Source organism: Pseudomonas sp. P116 (genome assembly GCF_020149425.1).
In the GTDB taxonomy this organism is placed as follows: domain Bacteria; phylum Pseudomonadota; class Gammaproteobacteria; order Pseudomonadales; family Pseudomonadaceae; genus Aquipseudomonas; species Aquipseudomonas anatoliensis.
The window spans coordinates 289115-314100 of sequence record NZ_JACVHB010000008.1 but is presented as its reverse complement, the minus strand read 5'-3'; the positions used below and the strand labels follow the sequence as shown (position 1 = coordinate 314100).

Below are 24986 nucleotides of genomic sequence, written 5' to 3'. Positions count from 1 at the left end.
ATTTCCCCCAGTCTCTGAAGGATCGCCCGTGAGCCAGTCTCTGATCGCTGCCCTGCAAAACCCGGCCCTGTATCCGCACCCCGTCGAAGGGTTCCAGGTCATCGAAACCCATATTTCGTGGGTGATCCTCACCGGTCCCTTTGCTTATAAAGTGAAGAAGCCGGTGAATTTCGGCTTCCTCGACTTCACCGGCCTCGATCAACGCGAACACTTTTGCGCTGAAGAACTGCGTCTGAACCAGCGTTTGACCGACGATTTGTATCTGGAAGTGTTGCCGGTGACGGGCAGCGTCGACACCCCGCAACTGGGCGGCGACGGCCCGGCAATCGAGTATGTGCTGAAAATGCGTCAGTTCCCGCAGACCGGTTTGCTCAGCACCCTGCAAGCCAACGGCGAGCTGACCACCCAACACATCGATGAAATGGCCGAGCAGATCGCGCACTTCCATCTCACCGCGCCGAAAGTCCCGGCCGAACACGACGCCGGCACCCCGGACAGCGTGATGGCTCCGGTCCGCCAGAACTTCGAACAGATTCTGCCGTTCCTCAGTGACAAGAACGACCTGCTGCAACTCGACGCTCTGCAAGCGTGGGCCGAAAGCAGCTTCGAACGCCTCAAGCCTCTGCTGGCTCAGCGCAAGGCCGACGGTTTCACCCGCGAATGCCACGGTGACATCCACTTGGGCAACGCCACCGTCATCGACGGCAAAGTGGTGATCTTCGACTGCATCGAATTCAACGAGCCGTTCCGCTTCACCGACGTTTACGCCGACACCGGTTTCCTTGCGATGGACCTGGAAGACCGCGGCCTGAAGTCGCTGGCTCGCCGCTTCATCAGCCAATACCTGGAACTGACCGGCGACTATCAAGGCCTGGAAGTGCTGAACTTCTATAAAGCCTACCGCGCACTGGTTCGCGCCAAAGTGGCCCTGTTCAGCATGCCGGCAGACGCGACTCCGGTGCAGCGCGCCACCACCCTGCGCCAGTACCGCAACTACGCCAACCTGGCGGAAAGCTACAGCACCATTCCTTCGCGCTTCATGGCCATTACCCACGGCGTTTCCGCTGTCGGCAAGAGCCACGTGGCCATGCGCCTGGTCGAAGCACTGGGTGCCATTCGCCTGCGCTCGGACGTTGAACGCAAGCGTTTGTTCGGCGAACAAACCGTCGCCAATGATGTACAGGCCGGCATTTATAGTGCCGACGCCAGCACCAAGACCTACGCGCGTCTGCATGAAATTGCTGAAGTGATCCTGCACGCCGGTTTCCCGGTGGTGATCGACGCGACTTACCTCAAGCGTGAGCAGCGCGACAACGCCGCGAAAATCGCTGAAGCCACTGGCACACCGTTCCTGATCCTCGACTGCAACGCGCCGCAAGCAGTGATCGAGAGCTGGCTGTCGATTCGTCAGGCCGATAAACAGGATCCGTCCGACGCCACGTTGGCTGTGATCGAAGCGCAACAGGCCAATCGCGAAGCGCTGACGCCGGAAGAGATTCTGCGCAGCAAACGCGTGCAGACCAATGAGTCCGGGACGCTGGACACCGTCGTCGCGCAGATCCGTCAACGCCTGCCAGGCCTGTAAGAAACTATTTCGGCCGTGAAGCCCTCGCTCGCTTCACGGCCGCCAAATAGTGGCACTATACTGGCGTCATAAAACCAACAGGTGATGTGACATGAGCCAGCCGAAACTTCTCGACACCCCGCTGTACGCCTTGCTGCACAAAGATGACATCACAGGTTTCAACAAGGAGCGCCCACAAGACGGCCCGATCGACATGGTCGGTGGCGACTTCCGTGGTCTCGATTTGCGCGAATTGAACGCCGATGGCGTGGATTTCCGGGACGCGTACTTCCGTTCTGCCGATCTGCGTGGCATTGATTTCCGCAAAGCGTCGCTTGAAGGCGCCAGCCTGGCCCACGCGCAAATTTCCGGGGCGTACTTCCCGCCGGAACTGAGCGCTGACGAGATACTGATGTCGATGAATTTCGGCACACGCCTGCGTTATCGCACTCGCTGATATTCGCCCCCCTTCTGACGCGATACCTTTCTTGTAGGAGTGAGCCTGCTCGCGATAGCGGTTTAACTTTCAACACATGTGTGCCTGCCAGTCCGCTATCGCGAGCAGGCTCACTCCTACATTGATATGTGTGTTCCCCCCTCTTTTCTGCGCTCGCAGGCCGTTCCAGTCCCCTTTCTTAGAAGCGTTTGCGTTGAATCCAACCAAACAACCACGCTTTTCCTACTGATGGCTACACTCCTGAGAAGCTCGCCCACGCACCATTCGGCCGTCGCAAGGAGGCTTGATGAATGATGAACTGCAACACCTGAAGAATCTTGGCAAGACGTCGGCGCAATGGCTGCATGCCGTGGGCATCCACAGCGCCTCGGACTTGCGTCGCCTGGGCGCAGTGGACGCCTACCGGGCCGTGCGAACCCGCGGGTTTCGCGCATCGAAGGTGTTGCTGTATGCGATCGAAGGAGCGTTGATGGATGTGCACTGGAACGACATCCCCGCCGAACGCAAGGACGCCCTGAACAAGCAGCTCGAAGCCATTTCCACACGCCACAAAAACTGAACGGGCGCTGACTGCCATGTACCTGCTTGGGGAACAATCGGCATTGGCCGACGCATTGATCAACCGTTTGCAGAGTCTGCCTGCACAGTGGCTGGAAGGCCTTTTATCGTGCGGGCCGGCAATTGAGCTGGAAGCGACTGATGACCTGTCGGCGCAGTTGCCCGGCGATCAAGTGTTTCTACTGGCAGAAGGGGTGGTCAACGGTTTCATCGGTTCGCGCGCGCTGTTCTATTGGCAGGAAGGCGACTTGATCGGCCTCCAGCAGAGTGACGCCTGGGCCGATTGCCGCTTGCGCAGTGACGGGCCGTTACGTTTGCTGCCTTATCGGCGCAGTGACGTTTTCCAGCATTTATTGGCGGACGCCAGCCGTGCGGAGCAATTTCTCGAGTATCTGCTGGGACAAATGGCCCTCCTCGCCCACGCCGTGGCCGAACTGAAACCGCGGGAGTTTCGCAGTACCAACGGTTTCAAACGGGTCGAGGCCGGGGAAACCCTGATTCACCAGGGCGACCCCGCCGATCACGTGTTCGTGATCATCGACGGGCATGCCGAAGCCTTTGTCGATGGACACAAGGTCGGTGAGGTTCCCAAGGACGAGATCTTCGGCGCCATGGCGCTGTTCACCGGGGAGCCGCGCAACGCTACGGTGGTAACCCGAGAACCTTGCACAGTCATGCTGATTCCCGGTGATCAATTTTTGAGCATGACTCGCAGCAATCCGAAGATCGCCCACAGCCTGATCGAGAGCATGGCGCGGCGCATCGGCCAACTGAACAAACAGATCGCCCAACTGACGACTGACAAAGGGTAGCTCCAACCCTTTATTTACGGGGCATTCCGGCCATTGCAGAGACTAAATCAAATAAATGCAGAATCAGCGATTGACTTGGTAATGAGAATCGCTATGATTATCACAACTGGTCGCGAGATCAGTCGATATTCTGAAAAGCCCTTGGTTCGGACTCTCAGATTATCTCCTCATCAGGCTAATCACGGTTATTTGACCCGGTTTTTACCGGGTCTTTTTTTGCCTGTGGAAAAGTCATTTGCCGAACTGTTTACGCATCTCTTCACAATAATCGCGCTTCGGCGTGGCGGGGGTGTACCAGACGTAATCGGCCATCGCCTGAGTTACCTCATCGCCCTGCTCTGCCAGCATCAGCACCGTCGGTGCTCGGGGCTCGCCCACATCCACGACGTGCAGCGGCACCCCGACATCCTTGCGCACATGCCAGCCGCCGGCCAACAGCAAGGACGGAGTCGGCGCCGAGAGCAAACGCTCTGCCATGCGTCGATCCCGTTGCTGCTGAACCGCCAGCATCGCCGGCATCTGTGAATCTGGCAGCAGACCACAGTGAGAATCGCCGATCTGCCCCAGCAAAGTTGTTTTCACTGCTTCAGCATTGCTGCGTTCGCCGCTCAAAACGGGCGCATTGCGATAGAAGGCACGGATTTCGCCGTTATCCAGGTTGGCGGCCAGCAGCGGGTACGGTTGCGTGAGGGCGAAGCGGACAATTGGTCCGTAGAGATTCCAGTCCCAACCCTCCTGCCAGGCCAATGCGCCGGGAAGGTCAGAGGGAGGCGACGCGGACTGGCGAACCGCAGTAACTTTGGCCTGTTGATCCGGCGTGAGCATTTCCAGCAGCAGGCTGCCCTGCGGCCGTAGTTCGCCAAGCGACTGTAAAAGCCATAACTGCGCAGCGTGATGGTCGGCGTTGTCATGCTGCTCACCGACGATCACCCGATCAGGTTCAGCGAGGCGTGCCAGCAATTGCTGCGCGGTCAGCGCCTGACCGCTGTGCAGATCACGAATCTGACCACCGATAGGCGGCGGCGCAGCAACATGCTGACACCCGGCGAGCAACAACACAGCCAACAGCCACATCCCACGCATGCGATCACCTTGATAAGAAAGTCAGCGGGCGATGATCAGCGGATGCCCACGCTCCGGGTGCGGCTGCACCAATACCTCAAGGCCGAACACGGCTTTGAGCGTATCCGGTTGCAATACCTGTTGCGGCGTATCCAGTGCTACCGGACGCCCGCCTTCAAGCAGCAACACGCGATCACAATAACGTGCTGCCAGATTCAGATCATGCAGGATCACCAGCACGGCGGCGCCACGATCGGCAAACTCGCGCACCGCTTGCAGTGTGGTGTGTTGATGCAGCGGGTCGAGCATCGAGGTCGGCTCATCCAGCAATAGCGTTTGCCCCGCCTGCCCCGGCCAGAGTTGCGCGAGCACCCGCGCCAGATGCACGCGCTGCCGTTCGCCACCGGACAACGCCAGATAACTGCGACCGCTCAGATGCCCGGCGTCTGCGGCCGCCAGTGCCGCGGCGACAATCTCGTCATCGCGCACCCGGCCACTTTGATAAGGCAAACGCCCCATGCCGACCACTTCTTCGACGCGAAAGGCAAAATCCAGCGTCGACACCTGCGGTAACACGGCCAGGCGTTGCGCGCGCTGGGTGCCGGTCCAATGGCTCAACACGTGCGCGTCAAGCGAGACTTCTCCCTCTCTGGCCGTCAATTCACCGCACAAAGCGCCGAGCAAGGTGCTTTTACCGGCGCCATTCGGGCCGAGCACACCGAGTACTTCACCCGGTTCAAGCTCAAGGGTGATACCGCTGAGCACGGTTTTACGACCACGGAGGATGTGCAGATTGTGCGCACGCAACATCAGGCACGCCCTCGCAGCAGCAGATATAGAAAGAACGGTGCACCGATAAACGCCGTGACGATACCGATCGGCAATTCCGCCGGCGCCAGGGCCAGTCGAGCCACCAGATCAGCCAGCAACAACAGGCTCGCCCCGGCCAACACCGAGGCCGGCAGCAAGACCCGGTGATCCGGCCCTGCCAGCAATCGCACCAGATGTGGCACCACCAGCCCGACAAACCCGATCATCCCCGCCGCCGCCACCGCAGCGCCGACACCCAGCGCCGTACAGAACACCAATTCCCGCTTGAGCCGTTCGACATCGATGCCCAAATGCCCGGCTTCGGATTCACCCAGTAACAAGGCGTTCAGTGCTTTCGCCCGACGCGGTAACCACAACGCCACACCGGCACTGATGATCAGCAATGGCCACAGCCGCGCATAACTGGCGCCATTGAGGCTACCGAGATTCCAGAACGTCAGTGTGCGCAGGGTCGCGTCGTCCGCCAGATAAGTGAACAGGCCAACCGCCGAACCGGCGAGTGCCGTCAGAGCGATCCCCGCCAGCAACATGGTCGCGACATTGGTTTGCCCATTGCGCCTACCGAGCCGATAAACCAGTGCCGTAACACCGAGCCCACCAAGAAACGCGCACGCCGACAACAGATAAGGCCCGAACCATTCCGGCAAGCCGCCAAAAAACGAGCCACCGACAATCGCAACCGCCGCCCCCAGCGCCGCGCCACTGGAAACGCCAACCAGCCCCGGATCCGCCAACGGGTTGCGAAACAACCCTTGCATTGCCACACCCGACAACGCCAGCACGCCGCCGACCGCCAGCCCGAGCAAGGTTCGCGGCAGCCGAATCTGCCCGAGAATCAGCTCAGCCTGCTCCAGACCTTCCGGTGCCAGCGGTACGCCGATCATGCGCAACGCCGCACGCAGGGTATCGAAGAGCGGCAAGCTGACCGGCCCCAACGCCAACGACAACCAGATCGCCAGCAAACACAGAAGTGTCAGGCCAATGAACAGGCTGCGAGGTTTTACCAGTGTGGTCATTGGCCGCTCTTGGCCGGGTAAAAACCGTCAGACAGGGTTTTCAGCGCTGCTGGCAACCGTGGTCCGAGCCCACCGACCAACAAGGTCGGATCGAGCTCCAGCACCCGTCCGGCCTTGGCCGCGCGGCTGGCGTTGAGAATCGGATTTTCCTTGAACAACGCAACCTTGGCCGCTTCACCGGTTAACGCTCGGTCGGAAAACACCAACACTTCTGGATCGAGGCTGGCGAGGGATTCCACAGAAAACGGCTTGTACCCGGTGTGGGTGGCGAGATTATGCCCGCCTGCCTGTTCCAGCAGCCAGTCAGCGGCGGTGTCCTTGCCAGCAATCAGCGGCTTGCCACCGGCATGCCCGAGCAACAGCAGCACGCCCGGCGCCTTTTGTCTGGATTGCGCGTCAGTCACCCGCGTTTTTTGCGCGTCGAGTTGCTGTTGATAACTCTGCAGCAGTTGCGCGGCCTGTTTTTCCGCTCCGAGTAGCCGGCCCAGATGGGTGACGTTTTTCTCCAGTGTCGGCAGATCCGGTTGAGCCGAGAACAATTCCACCCGAACGTTGGCCGCTTTCACCTGCGCCAGCACTGGTGGCGGGCCCATTTCCTCGGTACCGATCAGAATGTCCGGACGCAAGCTGAGGATGCCTTCCGCAGACAGACTGCGCTGATAGCCGATGCTCGGCAGGGCCTTCAAGGCTTGCGGATGCTGACTGGTGGTATCGACGCCGACCAGTTTCGACTCGCCGCCCAGCGCACTGACCCACTCCGACAGCGCACCGCCGGCACTGACCCAACGTTGCGGCAAATCAGCCGCTGCAGCCTGGTGACTGACCAGAAGTCCGACACACAGCACAGCAACGCGGGTACTCAGGCGCATACACAGCTTCCTTGAACAAGGTTTTCCCGGGCGTCAGGATGTCAGGCCAAGTATCCTCGGCATCTGGCCGGCGCCTTCGGGTGAAGGCCGCCATTTGATAATTGTTTGCATTTAAACGTCAAGCTCGGACATATCCCGACACGACACTAGAGGATAGCCATGAAGTTTCTCTGCGCCGGCACCGATCTGGCCGAGGCCGGCAGTCGCGGTTTTGATGTCGATGGGCAAAAACTGTTTGCCGTGCGCCGCAACGGTCAGGCGTATGTCTACCTCAACCGCTGCCCGCACCGCGGTGTCGGGCTGGAATGGCACCCCGATCAGTTTCTCGATCAGAGCAACAGCCTGATCCAGTGCGCCACCCACGGTGCACTGTTTCTGATCGAGGACGGTGAATGCGTTTCCGGACCGTGTGCCGGGCAATCGCTGACGGCCATACCCTGCCGCGAAGATGCGCAAGGCCTGTGGATAGATGTTTAACCGTTGAGCAGCACGTCGAGGCGGCGGTCGATCACCATTTCTTCATGGCTCAAGCGAACGCCGTAAGCCAAAACCTCAACACCGCAGGCGACCGCTTCACGCAACGCCTCGGCGTAGGCCGAATCGATTTCTTCGGCCGGACGCACCGCTTCAATCCCGCTGAGATTCACGCAATACAGCTGCACTGCACGAATCCCGTCCCGCGCCAGGTGCGCCAACTCACGCAAATGCTTGGCGCCACGCTGAGTCACGGCATCTGGAAACGCCGCCACGTTCGTGCCATCGAAACCCAGCGTGACGCTTTTCACTTCGACATAAGCCGGGCCGCTCGGGTATTCGAGGCGGAAATCAATGCGGCTTTTTTCCTGTCCGTAAGCCACTTCGCGCTTCAACACGGTAAAGCCGTTCAACTCGGTAATGACGCCGGCCTGCAACGCCTCTTCAACCAAACCGTTAGCGCGCCCGGTATTCACGCAGAACAACCGTCCCTGCGGGGTCTCACCGATTTCCCAAGTGCCGGGCAGTTTGCGTTTCGGGTCGTTGGAGCGGCTAAACCAGACCTGCCCACCCTCGACCTGACAATTGAGCATCGAACCTGTGTTCGGGCAGTGAATAGTCAGCAACTCGCCGCTAACGGTCTCGATATCGGTGAGAAAACGCTTATATCGACGGATCAGTCGCGCCTCTTCCAGAGGAGGATAAAAACGCATCAGGCTTGCCAGCTCTTCAAGCCACGGGCAATCCGCTCCACCGCTTCCTGTAAGCGAGGGAGGTTTTGCGTGTAGGCAAATCGCACATGGTGACTGGCCTGATAACGGCCAAAGTCGAGACCCGGCGTGAACGCAACGTGCTCGGTTTCGAGGAAATGACGGCAGAACGCGAAGGCATCGCCGCCGAACTTGCTGATATCCGCATAAAGATAAAACGCGCCTTCAGGTTCTACCGCGATATTGAAACCCAGTTCGCGTAATGCTGGCAGCAGGAAATCTCGACGTCGGCCGAATTCGGCTCGGCGCTCCTCAAGAATCGCGATGGTATCCGGCTCGAAACACGCCAGCGCCGCATACTGGGCCATGCTCGGTGCGCTGATGTAGAGGTTCTGCGCGAGTTTTTCCAATTCACTGACCGCTGCATCCGGTGCGACCAGCCAGCCGAGACGCCATCCGGTCATGCCGAAATATTTGGAGAAACTGTTGAGCACAAAAGCGCTGTCATCAACTTCCAGAACACTGGCCGCGTCGGTGCCGTAAGTCAGCCCGTGATAGATCTCATCCACCACCAGATGCCCGTGCCGCGCCTTGATGGCTGTGGATAACCCGGCGAGTTCATCGCGGGTCAGGATCGTCCCGGTCGGGTTGGCGGGCGACGCGACCAGTGCGCCGACACTGTCGTGATCCCAGTGCCGCTCGACCAGATCCGGAGTCAGTTGGTAACGCACCTCCGGCGCTACCGGAACAAGCTGCGCCGCGCCTTCGACCAAGCGCAGGAAGTGCCGATTGCACGGGTAACCCGGGTCCGCCAGCAACCAGTGTTTACCGGGATCGACCAGCAGGGCACTGGCCAGCAGGAGGGCCCCGGAGCCTCCCGGCGTGATCAGGATGCGGCGCGGGTCAATGTTCAAGCCGTAACGCGATTGATAAAAACCGGAAATCGCTTCGCGCAGCTCGGGAATACCGCGCGCGGCGGTGTAGCGCGTCTTGCCCGCCGTCAGTGCCGCGTGCCCCGCCTGGATGATCGGCTCGGCCGTGGTGAAGTCCGGCTCGCCGATTTCCAGGTGGATCACGTCGTGGCCCGCGGCCTGCAATTCATTGGCCCGCGCCAGCAGCGCCATCACATGGAACGGTTCGATCGCACGACTGCGCGCACTGTAGGGCTGAGCCATTGGCCTTCCTTCGACGGGGGAAAAGAAACGATTCTACCCATCTGCCGGAACGAGCGAGAACCCGTAGCGGTCACAGCCACAAGAACGCTGGACTGTAACGATACGAACGTACGCTCCAGGATTGACTAAAATCAGTGATTGAACAGGTCTTCAACACCGCCAGACATGGCTTGGCAAACATTTCCAGGCACCGTCGGCCGCAGCCTCGACATCCGGGAGTAGCGCGGGCCGAATTGATCTGGTAAGTTCGCCCGCTTGCAGCCGCAGGGCCGGCAGGTGTCGGTGATGGAGCAATCCTGCGCAATGGATTACAAGAGTAGAGGCGGTCCATTTCATGCCCACCCAAGCAAAGCAACAGGCTAATCCGACCGTCAGCGGTTTCGAACCTTATGTTCAGGCCAAAGACGAAGAGTATATGGGCGCTCCAATGCGTGCCCACTTCACCAAGATCCTGAACAAGTGGAAACAGGACTTGATGCAGGAAGTCGACCGTACCGTCGACCATATGAAAGACGAAGCGGCCAACTTCCCTGACCCGGCCGACCGTGCCAGCCAGGAAGAAGAATTCGCCCTGGAGCTGCGCGCCCGCGATCGCGAGCGCAAGCTGATCAAGAAGATCGACAAGACGCTTGATCTGATCCAGAACGAAGATTACGGCTGGTGCGAATCCTGCGGCATCGAGATCGGCGTCAAGCGCCTCGAGGCCCGTCCTACCGCCGACATGTGCGTCGACTGTAAGAACCTGGCTGAAATCAAGGAAAAGCAGGTCGGCAAGTAATATCGACCTGAACGAAAAACGGAGCGTGCGAACGCTCCGTTTTTGTTTCTGCCGTTTGCCCCTTGTAAGAGTGAGCCTGCTCGCGATAGCGGTGGGTCAGTCAATTACGATGTTGAATGCCAGACCGCGATCGCGAGCAGGCTCACTCCTACAAGGTGTTGTGTACACCCCCGGAAAGTAACATCGCCGCCATGACTGCCAAGACATCCCCCGCCTACATCGGCCGCTTCGCCCCGACACCCAGTGGCCACTTGCACTTCGGCTCGCTGGTCGCTGCCCTCGCCTCGTATCTCGACGCGCGTTCGGTCGGCGGCCGCTGGCTGGTACGCATGGAGGATCTCGACCCGCCGCGCGAAGAGCCCGGCGCGCAGGTAGCGATTCTCAATGCCCTGGAAAGCTATGGCTTTGAATGGGATGGCGACATGGTGCGCCAGAGCGATCGACATGACGCTTACGCCCAAGTGCTCAACAGCCTGTTCAATCATGGCCTGGCCTACGCCTGCACTTGCTCGCGCAAACAACTGGAGCCTTATCACGGGATTTATCCGGGGTTGTGCCGCAACGCGGGCCACGACCAGCAAGACGCGGCGATCCGCCTGCGCGTGCCGGAGCTGGAATATCACTTCATTGATCGGGTGCAGGGCGAATATCGCCAGCATCTGGGCCGCGATGTCGGCGACTTTGTGATTCGCCGTCGCGACGGCCTCTATGCCTACCAACTGGCCGTGGTGCTCGACGATGCCTGGCAAGGCATCACCGATATCGTCCGTGGCGCCGATCTGCTCGACTCCACGCCGCGCCAGCTCTACCTGCAAGAACTGCTGGGCTTGCGTCAACCGCGTTACCTGCACCTGCCGTTGATCACTCAACCGGACGGCAACAAACTCGGCAAGTCCTACCGCTCGCCGCCGCTTGAGGCGGATCAAGCTACGCCGTTGTTGCTGCGGGCCCTGCGTGCATTGGGGCAAAATCCCGGCGCAGAACTCGAACACGCCACGCCGCAGGAACTGCTGAAGTGGGGCAGCGCGCACTGGGATGCCACCAGGATCCCGCGCACACTGACCCTGCCCGAAGCGCAACTGCTATGACGACACTTGCAGTCGCGCAGCCATCCGTTACCATCGCCGCACGTTTTCGGGCACGCGCATAAAAAAGAGAGGCCGGGATGTACATCTATCGCTTGGTCCTGCTTTTGGTCGTGGGGATATATCTGTTTTCGCCCGCCATCATGGATTGGTGGATCGACGCTACGGGCGCCTGGTATCGCCCCTATCTGCTTTGGCTGATCCTGATTGTCGTGACCTTCATCCTGCAGAGCCAAAAAGATGCCGATGAGCTTTAGCCTGACCCAGATGCTGCTGATCAGCGCCGCCTACCTGGCCGCACTGTTTGGCGTGGCCTGGATCAGTGAGCGTGGAATGATTCCACGGGCGATCATTCGCCATCCGCTGACTTACACCTTGTCGCTGGGGGTTTACGCCAGTGCCTGGGCGTTCTACGGCACGGTGGGCCTGGCCTATCAGTACGGCTACGGCTTTCTGTCCAGTTATCTCGGGGTGTCCGGCGCATTTCTGCTGGCGCCGGTGCTGCTCTATCCGATTCTGAAAATCACCCGCACTTATCAACTGTCGTCGCTGGCGGATCTGTTTGCCTTCCGCTTTCGCAGCACCTGGGCCGGGGCGCTGACCACGATTTTCATGCTGATCGGCGTGCTGCCGCTGTTGGCGTTGCAGATTCAAGCGGTGGCCGATTCCATTGGTATCCTCACCGGCGAGCCGATTCAGAGCCGCGTGGCGCTGGCGTTCTGTGCGCTGATCATTCTGTTCACGATTTTCTTCGGCTCCCGACATATCGCGACGCGCGAGAAGCACGAAGGGCTGGTGTTCGCGATTGCCTTTGAATCGGTGATCAAACTGATCGCCCTCGGCGGCGTTGGCCTGTATGCGCTGTACGGCGTATTCGACGGCCCGCAACAACTTGAGCTGTGGCTGCTGCAAAACCAGACCGCCCTCGCCGCATTGCACACGCCGTTGCAGGAAGGCCCGTGGCGCACGCTGCTGCTGGTGTTTTTCGCTTCGGCGATCGTGATGCCGCACATGTATCACATGACCTTCACCGAAAACCTCAATCCGCGCTCATTGGTCAGCGCAAGCTGGGGTTTACCGCTGTTCCTGCTGCTGATGAGCCTGGCAGTGCCGCTGATTTTGTGGGCCGGCCTCAAGCTCGGCGCCACTACCGACCCGGAATATTTCACCCTCGGCATCGGCATCGCCGCCAACAGCAAGCCGCTGGCATTGCTCGCCTACGTGGGTGGTTTGTCGGCGGCCAGTGGCCTGATCATCGTCACCACCCTGGCACTGTCGGGCATGGCGCTGAACCACCTGGTGCTGCCGCTTTATCAGCCGCCCGCCGAAGGCAACATCTATCGCTGGCTGAAGTGGACTCGCCGGGCGCTGATCGTCGCGATCATCATGGCCGGTTTCGGCTTTTATCTGATGCTCGGCGCCGGGCAGGATCTGGCTAATCTGGGCATCGTCGCTTTTGTAGCCACGTTGCAATTCCTGCCGGGCGTGTTGTCGGTGCTGTACTGGCCGACCGCCAACCGTCGCGGCTTTATCGCCGGGCTGTTGGCGGGGATTCTGGTGTGGGTGGTGACCATGCTCCTGCCGCTGGTCGGCAATCTGCAAGGTTTCTACATCCCGCTGCTGAACATGATTTACGTGCTGGACGACACCAGTTGGCACATGGCGGCGATCGCCTCGCTGGCCGCCAACGTGCTGATGTTCACTCTGATTTCGCTGTTCACCAACGCCAGCCCGGAAGAGGCGTCCGCTGCCGAAGCTTGCGCGGTGGACAATGTGCGTCGCCCGCAACGCCGCGAACTGCACGCCGCCTCGCCACAGGAATTCGCCACACAACTGGCTAAACCGCTGGGCGCCAAGGCTGCGCAGAAAGAAGTCGAACAGGCGCTGCGTGATCTTTATCTGCCGTTCGATGAACGCCGCCCGTATGCCTTGCGCCGTTTGCGCGACCGTATCGAAGCCAACCTTTCCGGTCTGATGGGCCCAAGCGTCGCTCAGGATATGGTCGAAACCTTCCTGCCGTACAAGGCCGGCGGCGAAAACTACGTCACCGAAGACATTCACTTCATCGAAAGCCGTCTCGAGGATTACCACTCGCGCCTCACAGGTCTTGCCGCTGAACTCGATGCCCTGCGCCGCTACCACCGCCAGACCTTGCAGGAACTGCCGATGGGCGTCTGCTCGCTGGCCAAGGATCAGGAGATCCTGATGTGGAACAAGGCCATGGAAGAACTCACCGGGATTGCTGCGCAACGCGTGGTCGGCTCGCGCCTGAGCACCATCGGCGATCCGTGGAAAGAATTGTTGCAAGGCTTTATCAACCTGCCCGATGAGCACTTGCACAAACAACACCTGGCCCTCGACGGCCAGACGCGCTGGCTCAATCTGCACAAGGCAGCGATTGACGAGCCGCTGGCCCCCGGTAACAGCGGTCTGGTGCTGCTGGTCGAAGACCTCACCGAAACCCAGATGCTCGAAGACAAACTGGTGCACTCCGAGCGCCTGGCCAGCATCGGTCGCCTTGCTGCGGGGGTGGCCCATGAAATCGGCAATCCGATCACCGGCATCGCCTGTCTGGCGCAGAACCTGCGCGAAGAACGCGAAGACGATAGCGAACTGACCGAAATCAGCGGGCAGATTCTCGAACAGACCAAACGCGTGTCACGCATCGTCCAGTCGCTGATGAGCTTCGCCCACGCTGGCAGCCATCAGCACAGTGACGAGCCCGTCTGTCTGGCCGAAGTCGCGCAGGATGCCATCGGGCTGCTGGCGTTGAACCGACGCAATTTTGAAGTGCAGTTCTACAACCTGTGCGATCCCGATCATTGGGTCGAAGGCGATCCGCAGCGGCTTGCCCAGGTACTGATCAATCTGCTCTCCAACGCCCGCGACGCATCGCCGCCGCACAGCGCGGTGCGGGTCAAGAGTGAAGCCGGCGAACACACGGTCGATCTGATCGTGGAGGACGAAGGCAGCGGTATTCCGAAGAACATCATGGACCGATTGTTCGAACCCTTCTTCACCACCAAGGACCCTGGCGAAGGCACCGGTCTGGGCCTTGCACTGGTCTATTCCATCGTTGAAGAGCATTATGGACAAATCACCATCGACAGCCCGGCTGATGTACAAAGCCAACGCGGCACCCGTATCCGGGTGACCTTACCGCGTCATGTCGAAGCGACGTCCGCTGTGAACTGAGACCGTCGAGAGTATCGAATCAATGCCGCACATTTTGATCGTCGAAGACGAAACAATTATCCGCTCCGCCTTGCGCCGCCTGCTGGAACGTAACCAGTACCAGGTGAGCGAAGCCGGTTCAGTGCAGGAAGCACAAGAACGCTTCACCATTCCTACGTTCGATCTGATCGTCAGCGATCTGCGCTTGCCGGGCGCCCCTGGCACCGAACTGATCAAGCTTGGCCAAGGCACGCCGGTGCTGATCATGACCAGTTACGCCAGCCTGCGCTCGGCAGTGGATTCGATGAAGATGGGCGCGGTGGACTACATCGCCAAGCCTTTCGACCACGATGAAATGCTTCAGGCTGTCGCGCGAATTTTGCGTGACCGTCAATCGGCGCCTGCCGCCGGGGAGACCGTTACCGCCAAAACCGCCAATGGCAGCGGCAAATCCGCCGTCGACAACAGCAATGGCGAAATCGGCATCATCGGTTCGTGCCCGCCGATGCAGGACCTGTACAGCAAGATCCGCAAAGTCGCCCCGACCGACTCCAATGTGTTGATCCAGGGCGAGTCCGGCACCGGCAAAGAGCTGGTGGCGCGTGCGCTGCACAATCTGTCGAAACGCGCCAAGGCGCCGATGATCTCGGTGAACTGTGCGGCCATCCCGGAAAGCCTGATCGAGTCCGAACTGTTCGGCCACGAAAAAGGTGCGTTCACTGGCGCCAGCGCCGGGCGCGCCGGGCTGGTCGAAGCGGCGGACGGTGGCACGCTGTTCCTCGACGAGATCGGTGAATTGCCACTCGAAGCCCAGGCCCGCTTGCTGCGTGTGTTGCAGGAAGGCGAAATTCGCCGGGTGGGTTCGGTGCAGTCGCAGAAGGTCGATGTGCGCCTGATCGCGGCCACTCACCGGGACCTCAAGAGCCTGGCGAAAATCGGCCAGTTCCGCGAAGACCTTTATTACCGCCTCCACGTGATCGCGTTGAAACTGCCGGCCTTGCGCGAGCGCGGTGCTGACGTCAACGAGATCGCCAGCGCCTTCCTCGCCCGCCAGAGTGCGCGCATCAACCGCACTGACCTGACATTCGCCGCGGATGCCGAACAGGCCATCCGTCACTATTCCTGGCCGGGTAACGTGCGTGAGTTGGAAAATGCTGTCGAGCGCGCGGTGATTCTCAGCGAGAGCCCGGAAATTTCCGCGGAGCTGCTGGGCATCGACATCGAGCTGAGCGATCTGGAAGACGACGAGTTCATCGGCCTGCCACCGCAAACGGGCGGTAACGCCAGCAACAGCAGCCACGAACCGACCGAAGACCTGTCGCTGGAGGACTACTTCCAGCACTTCGTCCTCGAGCATCAAGACCACATGACCGAGACCGAACTGGCGCGCAAACTGGGCGTCAGCCGCAAATGCCTGTGGGAACGCCGTCAGCGTCTGGGCATTCCACGGCGCAAGACCGGGGTCGCCAGCGAGAGCTGAACGTTACCTGTCGAGTGTGCGGGTAACGTTTAAAGATGTGAAAAAACTGTTACCTCAGTCCATTCACGTAACAGAAGCCGGGGTTATCGGTAACGAAACCCCGGCTTTTTTTCGTCCCGACAAAACGGTTATATCGACCTAACCCCTTGTTTTATTAGGCCTCGCAAAAGTTGGCACGCACCCTGCTATATGTTTGGTACAAGAACAATAACAAGCAATGCACAAGACAATAAAAATAAGACGAATCGACTCACGCACAATAAAAACAAGACGGCGAGAGGCGCAGCTAACTGATTCTTTTGGAGAGGCGTTGTATTTGGGGCTTGCCCCACGACCAGGCCGAGAACAACAAAAACTGTCCTAAGACAGAGCCTGTACTGGTTGGATCGAGAGATCACTGCAATTCAGCGACCAAAGCAATCCGTTTGCTCTTGGCTCCCGATTGGGAGGGTCATGAAGGAAAAGCTTCATGGCGAGGGCACTCAACAAAAACAAGAAGCCCGAATCAACAATAAAAAGAGCACGCAACTACTTTCTTGGGGAGCTTCGGCTCCCCTTGTAGTTTCTCCCTCCGGTAAAAATCCCCGTTTTCATAGCATCAGAAGCCTGTAGCCCGCGACTTGCACGGCAAATCGGCTGTCTCCTACACCATCCCCTGACTAAATGCTAGAATCTGCGCCCATCATGCGGTCATTCTTTGGTATGGCCGAACATTCCTTCAAACAGTGCATCCCATGCTGAAGAAGTTGTTCCAGTCATTCCGAACTCCCGTGCGTCGTACGCAACACATCCGTAGCACCCCTGAAGTGCTCAACAGCGGTCAACATTCGCTGCAGAAAACGCAATTCAGCCGCTACGCGGTCAACATTGTCGAACGCTTGCAGGGCGCCGGTTACCAGGCCTATCTGGTCGGCGGTTGCGTGCGTGACATGCTTTTGGGTATCACACCCAAGGATTTCGACGTCGCCACCAGCGCCACGCCCGAGCAAGTCCGTGCCGAATTCCGCAATGCGCGGATCATCGGCCGTCGCTTCAAACTGGTGCATATCCATTTCGGTCGCGAAATCATTGAAGTCGCGACCTTCCGCGCCAATCACCCCGTAAACGAAGACGACGAAGACAGTAACCAGTCTTCGCGTAACGAAAGCGGGCGGATTCTGCGCGACAACGTCTACGGCACCCTGGAAGAAGACGCGCAACGCCGCGACTTCACCATCAATGCCCTGTATTACGATCCGGTCAGCGAGCGCATTCTCGATTACGCCAACGGCGTGCACGACATTCGCAATCACCTGATCCGCCTGATTGGCGATCCAAAGCAGCGTTACCAGGAAGACCCGGTACGCATGCTGCGGGCCGTGCGTTTCGCCGCCAAGCTCAATTTCGGCATCGAAAAACACACCGTTCAGCCGATCCGCGAACTGGCGCCGATGCTGCGCGAGATTCCTTCGGCGCGCCTGTTCGAAGAAGTACTCAAGCTGTTCCTCTCCGGGCACGGTGCGATCACCTTCGAGATGCTGGTCGATCTGCAACTGTTCGCCCCGCTGTTCCCGGCCAGTGCCGACGCGCTGGATCACAACCCGGATTACACCCACACATTGATCAGCGAAGCGCTGACCAATACCGACCTGCGCATCAAGCAGAACAAACCGGTGACCCCGGCGTTCCTGTTTGCCGCGATGCTGTGGCCCGCCCTGCCGGCCCGCGTTTTGCGTCTGCAAGAGCGTGGCATGCCGCCGATTCCGGCGATGCAGGAAGCCGCGCACGAGCTGATCGCCGAACAGTGCCAGCGCATTGCGATTCCAAAGCGCTTCACCATGCCGATCCGCGAAATCTGGGACATGCAGGAACGCCTGCCACGGCGTAGCGGCAAGCGTGCCGATTTGTTGCTCGACAACCCACGCTTCCGCGCCGGTTACGACTTCCTGTTGTTGCGTGAAAGCGCCGGTGAGCAGACCGATGGCCTGGGCGAATGGTGGACTGACTATCAGGACGCCAACGACAGCGAACGTCGCGACATGATCCGCGACCTCAGTGGCAAAGGTGATGACGCCAGCGGTGCGCCGCGCAAACGTCGTCGCAGCGGCGGTTCCAAGCGCAAGCGCGCCGGTGCGCCGAGCGCCACGGGCGAGTAAGGCATGGAACGCATCTACATCGGCATGGGCAGCAACCTCGCTGACCCTGCCGAACAATTGCGCAGCGCGGTCGACGCGCTGGGGCAGTTGCCGCAGACCGCACTCGTCGGCGTTTCCGCGTTCTATCAAAGCGACTCGCTGCTGCGGGGCCAACCGCGTTACACCAACGCGGTCGCCGCGCTCGACAGCACGTTAGCTCCGCTGGATCTGCTCGACGCCCTGCAAGCCATCGAAAACGATCAGGGCCGCGAACGCCTTGAGCGTTGGGGGCCGCGCACGCTGGATCTGGATATTCTGCTGTTCGGTGATCGACTGATCGACGAACCAAGACTGAAAGTACCGCACTACCAGATTCAGGAACGCGCGTTCGTCCTGTATCCGATGGCCGAGCTGGCTCCTGCCGATTTGCGCCTTGCCGATGGCCGCAGCCTCGCCGATCTGCTGGCAGCCTGCCCCTTCGTCGGCCTCGAACGCCTCCCCCAAGCCTGAAGCAAATCCCCCTGTAGGAGCTGCCGCAGGCTGCGATCTTTTGATCTTGCTCTTGTTTTAAAACCCCAAGGATCAAAAGATCGCAGCCTTCGGCAGCTCCTACATGGATAGCGTGCGGCATCGCTATTTTTGTCCGACAAAAATTCTCTGATTCAGCCCCGCCGCGCCGCTGAATCGCATCAGTAACGCCGGTAACACTCCCCACGTAACAACGCGGTAACACACGCAATTGACTTCCGCTTGGCTCCTCACGACTATAGGCGTCCCGCTGCCGCCAACCCGGCACATACGGGCGCAATCCAGGCCTTATAAGCACGACAAAAGACCGTGCGCCTGAGTAGATAAAGAATCACGCGCGTTACTCGCAGTAGTTTCCAGAGCGCCTGAACGAGGATTTTTTACATGCCAGCCATCACCCTGACCACGCTCCAGAGCCTCAAGCAGAAAGGTGAAAAGATCACCATGCTGACCTGCTATGACGCGACTTTCGCCCACGCCTGCAACGAGGCCGGTGTCGAAGTGTTGCTGGTGGGCGACTCACTCGGCATGGTTCTGCAAGGTCACGACAGCACCCTGCCGGTGACCACCGCAGAAATGGCCTATCACACTGCCTGCGTCAAACGCGGCAATCGCGATGCCCTGATCATGGCCGACCTGCCGTTCATGGCCTACGCCACGCTTGAGCAAACCATGACCAACGCCGCCATGCTGATGCAGGCCGGCGCGCACATGATCAAGGTCGAAGGTGCGCTGTGGCTGGCCGAGTCGATCCGTCTGCTTGCCGAACGCGGTATCCCGGTCTGCGCGCACATGGGCCTGACGCCGCAAGCGGTGAACATTCTCGGTGGCTATAAAGTGCAGGGCCGCAATGAAAACCAGGCGCGGCAGATGCGTGCGGACGCAATCTCGCTGGAACAGGCTGGTGCGGCGATGCTGCTGCTCGAATGCGTACCAAGCGAACTGGCTGCCGAAATCAGTCAGGCAGTGAAGATTCCGGTCATCGGAATCGGCGCTGGCAGCGCTACCGATGGTCAGGTCCTGGTGCTGCACGACATGCTCGGTCTGTCGATCTCCGGCCGCGTACCCAAGTTCGTGAAAAACTTCATGCACGGTCAGGACAGTATCGATTCGGCCCTCAAGGCCTACGTCAGCGAAGTCAAAGCCGTCACGTTCCCTGGCATCGAACACGGATTCTCTGCATGAACACCGTCAAAACCGTACGCGAACTGCGCGCTGCTGTAGCCCGCGCCCGTAGCGAAGGCAAGCGCATCGGCTTCGTGCCGACCATGGGCAACCTGCACAGCGGCCACGTTGCGCTGGTGACCAAAGCCACGCAACGCGTGGATTTCGTGGTCGCGAGCATTTTCGTCAACCCGCTGCAATTCGGCGCCGGCGAAGACCTCGACAAATACCCGCGTACCCTCGCGGCGGATCAGGAAAAACTGCTGGAAGCCGGTTGCTCGCTGCTGTTCGCGCCGACCGTCGAAGAGATGTATCCCGATGGTATGGCCGGGCAAACCCGGGTCAGCGTGCCGCAACTTTCCGAAGGTCTGTGCGGCGCCAGCCGTCCGGGGCATTTCGAAGGTGTGGCGACGGTGGTCAGCAAACTGTTCAACATGGTCCAGCCGGATCTGGCGATTTTCGGTCAGAAGGACTTCCAGCAACTGGCGGTGATCCGCGCGCTGGTGCATGACCTGAACATGCCAATCCAGATCATCGGCGAACCGACAGTCCGCGCTGACGATGGCCTGGCACTGTCGTCGCGCAACGGTTTCCTCAGCGAAGAACAACGCGCCGTAGCTCCAGTGGTCTATCGCACCCTGAGCACGATTGCCGAGTCGATTCAGCAAGGTGAACGGGATTTCCCGGCACTGATCAGCGCGCAACTGCAGCAGCTCGAAGCCGCTGGCCTGCGCCCGGACTATCTGGAAATCCGCCACGCCGTGACCTTGCGTCCGGCCGCGGCTGAAGACCGTGATCTGGTGATTCTGGTGGCGGCGTTCCTCGGTACTACGCGATTGATCGATAACCTGCACCTGAATCTCGATAGTCCTGTCTGAAAACACCGCCCCCCCCTGTAGGAGTGAGCCTGCTCGCGATGAGTACCTGACATTCAGCATCATTGTTGAACGTCAGTGCGCTATCGCGAGCAGGCTCACTCCTACAGTGTTATTCGGCGTTGTGAAGATTGCATTTCAAGGTTTGTTGCCGCTCTTGAAGACTTCGGGTATACCCCTCCCTCCCCTTTTGTCGGCCAAATCCCATTACTGATGTTAAAAAAGTACAGGGATCGGGTCAGACAAAGTCAAGACAGATTGCAGCGCGAGGTTTACTGTATTCGCCCTGTGTCCAGAAACCGTGACAACGCAGTTGGCCCACGCCCAAACATGGCGTGCAGGCCTGTTCAGTGTTCAAAAGGCCGTTCAAGTAAAAAGGAAAACCGCAGCGATGGCGTATTACCTCAATCCTCAAGACGTTACCGCTCTGCCCGCCTGGCAAGCGTTGAAAGATCACCGCCAAGCCATGCAGGATTTCAGCATGCGCGAAGCCTTTAACGCCGATCCGCAGCGCTTCAATCAGTTCACCCTCAGCAGCTGCGGGCTGTTTCTCGATTATTCGAAGAATTTGATCAACGCCCAGACCCGCGATCTGCTGGTGAGCCTGGCCAATGAAGTCGATCTGAAGGGCGCGATCAAAGCGCTGTTCGACGGCGAAATCGTCAATACGTCCGAACAGCGCCCTGCGCTGCACACCGCCCTGCGCCGTCCGGTCGGCGACAAGCTGTCGGTCAACGGCGTCAACGTGATGCCGGAAGTGCACAAGGTGCTGAACCAGATCACCGATCTGGTCGGCCGCATCCACGACGGTCTGTGGCGTGGTTACACCGAGAAGCCGATCACTGACGTGGTCAACATCGGCATCGGTGGCTCGTTCCTCGGCCCAGAGCTGGTGTCCGAAGCCTTGCTGTCCTACGCGCAAAAAGGCGTGCGTTGCCACTATCTGGCGAACATCGACGGCAGCGAGTTCCATGAACTGACGCAAAAGCTGCGCGCCGAAACCACGCTGTTCATCGTTTCGTCGAAGTCGTTCAACACCCTCGAAACCCTGAAAAACGCTCAGGCCGCACGCGCCTGGTATCTGGCTCAGGGTGGTTCGGAAGCCGAGCTGTATCGTCACTTCATCGCTGTCTCGAGCAACAACGCCGCTGCCGTGGCGTTCGGCATTCGTGAAGAAAACATCTTCCCGATGTGGGACTGGGTTGGCGGCCGTTACTCGCTGTGGTCGGCCATCGGTTTGCCGATTGCCCTGGCCATCGGCATGTCCAACTTCAAGGAACTGCTGTCCGGTGCCTACACCATGGACCAGCATTTCCAGACCGCGCCGTTCGAACAGAACATGCCAGTGCTGCTGGCGCTGCTCGGCGTGTGGTACGGCAACTTCTGGGGCGCGCAAAGCCACGCGATTCTGCCGTACGACCACTACCTGCGCAACATCACCAAGCACTTGCAGCAACTGGACATGGAGTCCAACGGCAAGAGCGTGCGTCAGGACGGTACTCCGGTCTCGACTGATACCGGCCCGGTGATCTGGGGCGGCGTCGGCTGCAACGGTCAGCACGCCTACCACCAGCTGTTGCACCAAGGCAGCCAACTGATCCCGGCCGACTTCATCGTGCCAATCGTCAGCTTCAACCCGGTGTCCGACCACCATCAGTGGCTGTACGCCAACTGCCTGTCGCAGAGCCAGGCGCTGATGCTCGGCAAGACCCTGCCGGAAGCCGAAGCCGAATTGCGCGACAAGGGCATGAGCGAGGAGCAGGTGCACCAAATTGCTCCGCACAAGGTGATCCCGGGCAACCGTCCGAGCAACACCCTTGTGGTCGAACGCATCAGCCCGCGTCGTCTCGGCGCGCTGGTGGCCATGTATGAGCACAAAGTGTTTGTGCAAAGCGTGGTCTGGGGCATCAACGCCTTTGACCAGTGGGGCGTGGAACTGGGCAAGGAATTGGGTAAGGGCGTTTACAACCGCCTGGTCGGCAGCGACGAAACCAACGCTGACGATCCGTCTACCCAGGGCTTGATCAACTACTTCCGCGGTCGTCACCGCGGGTGATAGGCTGAAGGGGCGGTTTGCCTGCCCCTACAGCTTGCAACATCGACAGTTCCACGGCACCGGGCTAATCGCAGAATCGGTGGCGTACACGATCTGTGTAGGAGCTGCCGAAGGCTGCGGTCTTTTGATCTGATCTTAAAAACAAGATCAAAAGATCGCAGCCTTCGGCAGCTCCTGCACGAGTCGTACAGCTCCCCTCTTGTCGCACAACAAGAATAAGGAACCGTCATGTTCGATATCAGCACGTTCCCCCAAGCCGATGCCGTCCGCCGGGCTGCTCAGTTGAGTCAGGACGACTATCAGCGCCTGTACCGCGAATCCATTGAACACCCCAGCACCTTCTGGGCCGAACAGGCCACGCGCTTCCTCGACTGGAGCACGCCGTGGCAGACCGTTCAGCGCTACGACCTGAAAACCGGTGAAGCCGCCTGGTTTGCCGGCGGTAAGCTGAATGTCAGTTACAACTGCATCGACCGTCACCTTGCACAGCGCGGCGATCAGACCGCGTTGCTCTGGGAAGGCGACGACCCTGCCGAATCGGCGCAAATCACTTACAAAAAACTCCATCATCACGTCTGCCGACTGGCCAACGTGCTGAAAAGCCGTGGCGTGAAGAAAGGCGATCGGGTGTGCATCTACATGCCGATGATTCCCGAGGCCGCTTACGCCATGCTCGCCTGCACCCGAATCGGCGCCGTTCACTCGGTGGTGTTTGGCGGCTTTTCCCCTGACTCCATGCGCGACCGTATCCTTGATGCCGATTGCCGCACCGTGATCACCGCCGACGAAGGCGTGCGCGGGGGCAAATTCGTGCCGCTGAAAAGCAACGTCGACAAAGCCCTGCAAAATTGCCCGGATGTCAGCACTGTCATCGTGGTCGAGCGCACCCAAGGCAAAGTCGATTGGGTCGAGGGCCGAGACCTTTGGTATCACCAGGCCGTGCGCGACGTCAGCGACGATTGCCCACCGGAACCAATGGACGCCGAAGACCCGCTGTTCATCCTCTATACCTCCGGTAGCACCGGCAAACCCAAAGGGGTGCTGCACACCACTGGCGGCTATCTGCTGCAAGCGGCGATGACCTTCAAATATGTGCTCGATTACCGCGACGGCGAAGTGTTCTGGTGCACGGCCGACGTCGGCTGGGTGACCGGCCACAGCTACATTGTCTACGGACCACTGGCCAATGGCGCGACCACGCTGATGTTCGAAGGCGTGCCGAGCTATCCGAGCAGCTCGCGCTTCTGGCAGGTCATCGACAAGCACAAGGTCAATATCTTCTACACCGCACCGACGGCACTGCGCGCGTTGATGCGCGAAGGTGCCGAACCGTTGAAGGAAACTTCCCGACAAAGCCTCAGATTACTCGGCAGCGTCGGTGAGCCGATCAACCCGGAAGCGTGGGAATGGTATTTCAACGTAGTCGGCGAACAACGCTGCCCCATCGTCGATACCTGGTGGCAGACCGAGACTGGCGGCATCATGCTCAGCCCCTTGGTCAGCGCGCAGCGGATCAAGCCAGGCTGCGCCACGCAACCGATGTTCGGCGTGCAGCCGGTGCTGCTCGATGAGCACGGCAAAGAGATCAAAGGCGCCGGCAGCGGCGTGCTCGCCATAAAATCAAGCTGGCCGGGGCAGATCCGCAGTGTCTACGGCGACCCGCAAAGGATGGTCGATACCTACTTCAAGCCCTACCCCGGCTACTACTTCACCGGCGACGGCGCCCGCCGCGACGAGGACGGCGATTACTGGATCACCGGACGTATCGACGATGTGATCAACGTCTCCGGCCATCGTATCGGCACCGCAGAAGTGGAAAGCGCGCTGGTGCTGCACAACAGCATCGCCGAGGCCGCGGTGGTCGGTTATCCACATGACGTCAAAGGCCAGGGCATTTACGCCTTCGTCACACCGATGAACGGCACCGAGCCCAGCGATGAGCTGAAAAAAGAACTGCTGGCCCACGTCAGCAAGGAGATCGGCAGCTTCGCCAAACCGGATCTGATCCAGTGGGCGCCGGCCTTGCCGAAAACCCGCTCAGGCAAGATCATGCGGCGCATATTGCGCAAGATCGCCTGCAACGAACTCGACAGCCTCGGTGACACATCGACCCTGGCCGATCCGAGCGTGGTGCAAGGCCTGATCGACACGCGCCTCAATCAGTAACCCTGGCGGGCGCGGCCAACCGAGCGCGCCCCTCCTCT

General features: G+C 59.7%; 22 protein-coding genes. 16 read left to right on the top strand and 6 right to left on the bottom strand.

From position 1 onward, the window contains the following. The first annotated feature begins 28 nt into the window (after nt 1–28). The 4 genes from ICA15_RS25075 (at nt 29) to ICA15_RS25060 (ending at nt 3391) form a co-directional block, all read left to right on the top strand. A complete protein-coding gene (locus tag ICA15_RS25075) occupies nt 29–1585 on the top strand; it encodes an AAA family ATPase (RefSeq protein WP_210554926.1) in 1557 nt (518 codons plus the stop codon). A 91-nt stretch (nt 1586–1676) separates the two neighbouring features. Next, entirely contained in the window at nt 1677–2021 is a 345-nt protein-coding gene (locus tag ICA15_RS25070; protein ID WP_077574553.1) for a pentapeptide repeat-containing protein, read from the top strand. A 286-nt stretch (nt 2022–2307) separates the two neighbouring features. Further along, nucleotides 2308–2580 (top strand): TfoX/Sxy family protein, encoded by a 273-nt coding sequence (locus tag ICA15_RS25065; RefSeq protein WP_042561087.1) that lies wholly within the window; start codon nt 2308–2310, stop codon nt 2578–2580. Between the two features lie 16 nt (nt 2581–2596). After that, a complete protein-coding gene (locus ICA15_RS25060) occupies nt 2597–3391 on the top strand; it encodes a Crp/Fnr family transcriptional regulator (RefSeq protein WP_210554925.1) in 795 nt (264 codons plus the stop codon). Nucleotides 3392–3622: 231 nt separating this feature from the next. On the opposite strand, the gene ICA15_RS25055 is transcribed toward ICA15_RS25060, so the two are convergent. From ICA15_RS25055 to ICA15_RS25040, 4 genes are read right to left on the bottom strand one after another with little or no spacing between them, the layout of a single operon-like run. Next, nucleotides 3623–4474, bottom strand: a complete 852-nt coding sequence (locus tag ICA15_RS25055; RefSeq protein ID WP_210554924.1) for a ChaN family lipoprotein — start codon at nt 4472–4474, stop codon at nt 3623–3625. A 21-nt stretch (nt 4475–4495) separates the two neighbouring features. Further along, nucleotides 4496–5263 (bottom strand): heme ABC transporter ATP-binding protein, encoded by a 768-nt coding sequence (locus ICA15_RS25050; RefSeq protein WP_210554923.1) that lies wholly within the window; start codon nt 5261–5263, stop codon nt 4496–4498. Next, a complete protein-coding gene (locus ICA15_RS25045) occupies nt 5263–6246 on the bottom strand; it encodes a FecCD family ABC transporter permease (RefSeq protein ID WP_191627705.1) in 984 nt (327 codons plus the stop codon). Before ICA15_RS25045 ends, ICA15_RS25050 begins: the two co-directional genes overlap by 1 nt. A gap of 50 nt (nt 6247–6296) precedes the next feature. Next, nucleotides 6297–7169 carry a hemin ABC transporter substrate-binding protein gene (locus ICA15_RS25040; RefSeq protein WP_210554922.1) on the bottom strand — a complete coding sequence of 291 codons (873 nt, stop codon included), beginning with the start codon at nt 7167–7169 and terminating at the stop codon, nt 6297–6299. Nucleotides 7170–7328: 159 nt separating this feature from the next. Between ICA15_RS25040 and ICA15_RS25035 the strand changes: the two genes are divergently transcribed. Continuing rightward, nucleotides 7329–7646 (top strand): Rieske (2Fe-2S) protein, encoded by a 318-nt coding sequence (locus ICA15_RS25035; protein ID WP_150602237.1) that lies wholly within the window; start codon nt 7329–7331, stop codon nt 7644–7646. Here the strand turns inward: ICA15_RS25035 and sfsA are convergent. Next, nucleotides 7643–8356: a DNA/RNA nuclease SfsA gene (sfsA, locus tag ICA15_RS25030; RefSeq protein ID WP_210554921.1), complete on the bottom strand. Its 714-nt coding sequence runs from the start codon at nt 8354–8356 to the stop codon at nt 7643–7645. The genes ICA15_RS25035 and sfsA overlap by 4 nt on opposite strands. Further along, on the bottom strand, nt 8356–9528 hold the full coding sequence (locus ICA15_RS25025; RefSeq protein WP_210554920.1) for a pyridoxal phosphate-dependent aminotransferase: 1173 nt from the start codon (nt 9526–9528) through the stop codon (nt 8356–8358). Before ICA15_RS25025 ends, sfsA begins: the two co-directional genes overlap by 1 nt. A gap of 334 nt (nt 9529–9862) precedes the next feature. Between ICA15_RS25025 and dksA the strand changes: the two genes are divergently transcribed. The 11 genes from dksA (at nt 9863) to acs (ending at nt 24948) form a co-directional block, all read left to right on the top strand. Further along, complete coding sequence (gene dksA / locus ICA15_RS25020; RefSeq protein WP_042561095.1) at nt 9863–10306, top strand: RNA polymerase-binding protein DksA; 444 nt, start codon at nt 9863–9865, stop codon at nt 10304–10306. A gap of 191 nt (nt 10307–10497) precedes the next feature. Beyond that, a complete protein-coding gene (gene gluQRS / locus ICA15_RS25015) occupies nt 10498–11394 on the top strand; it encodes a tRNA glutamyl-Q(34) synthetase GluQRS (RefSeq protein ID WP_210554933.1) in 897 nt (298 codons plus the stop codon). A gap of 77 nt (nt 11395–11471) precedes the next feature. Next, a complete protein-coding gene (locus ICA15_RS25010) occupies nt 11472–11648 on the top strand; it encodes a hypothetical protein (RefSeq protein WP_003176118.1) in 177 nt (58 codons plus the stop codon). Further along, nucleotides 11632–14586, top strand: a complete 2955-nt coding sequence (locus ICA15_RS25005; RefSeq protein WP_162184591.1) for a sensor histidine kinase — start codon at nt 11632–11634, stop codon at nt 14584–14586. Before ICA15_RS25010 ends, ICA15_RS25005 begins: the two co-directional genes overlap by 17 nt. A 22-nt stretch (nt 14587–14608) precedes the next feature. Then, nucleotides 14609–16045 carry a sigma-54-dependent transcriptional regulator gene (locus ICA15_RS25000; RefSeq protein WP_150688187.1) on the top strand — a complete coding sequence of 479 codons (1437 nt, stop codon included), beginning with the start codon at nt 14609–14611 and terminating at the stop codon, nt 16043–16045. Between the two features lie 734 nt (nt 16046–16779). Next, a complete protein-coding gene (locus tag ICA15_RS24995; RefSeq protein WP_042561099.1) occupies nt 16780–18180 on the top strand; it encodes a polynucleotide adenylyltransferase PcnB in 1401 nt (466 codons plus the stop codon). Nucleotides 18181–18183: 3 nt separating this feature from the next. After that, complete coding sequence (gene folK / locus ICA15_RS24990) at nt 18184–18669, top strand: 2-amino-4-hydroxy-6-hydroxymethyldihydropteridine diphosphokinase (protein ID WP_210554919.1); 486 nt, start codon at nt 18184–18186, stop codon at nt 18667–18669. Nucleotides 18670–19071: 402 nt separating this feature from the next. Continuing rightward, nucleotides 19072–19872, top strand: coding sequence for a 3-methyl-2-oxobutanoate hydroxymethyltransferase (gene panB, locus ICA15_RS24985; protein ID WP_150602232.1), 801 nt, complete (start codon nt 19072–19074; stop codon nt 19870–19872). Continuing rightward, on the top strand, nt 19869–20729 hold the full coding sequence (gene panC, locus ICA15_RS24980) for a pantoate--beta-alanine ligase (RefSeq protein ID WP_210554918.1): 861 nt from the start codon (nt 19869–19871) through the stop codon (nt 20727–20729). Before panB ends, panC begins: the two co-directional genes overlap by 4 nt. Nucleotides 20730–21117: 388 nt before the next feature. Beyond that, nucleotides 21118–22782 (top strand): glucose-6-phosphate isomerase, encoded by a 1665-nt coding sequence (pgi, locus tag ICA15_RS24975; RefSeq protein ID WP_150617385.1) that lies wholly within the window; start codon nt 21118–21120, stop codon nt 22780–22782. Nucleotides 22783–23010: 228 nt separating this feature from the next. Next, on the top strand, nt 23011–24948 hold the full coding sequence (gene acs / locus ICA15_RS24970) for an acetate--CoA ligase (RefSeq protein ID WP_210554917.1): 1938 nt from the start codon (nt 23011–23013) through the stop codon (nt 24946–24948). Nucleotides 24949–24986 lie beyond the last annotated feature (38 nt).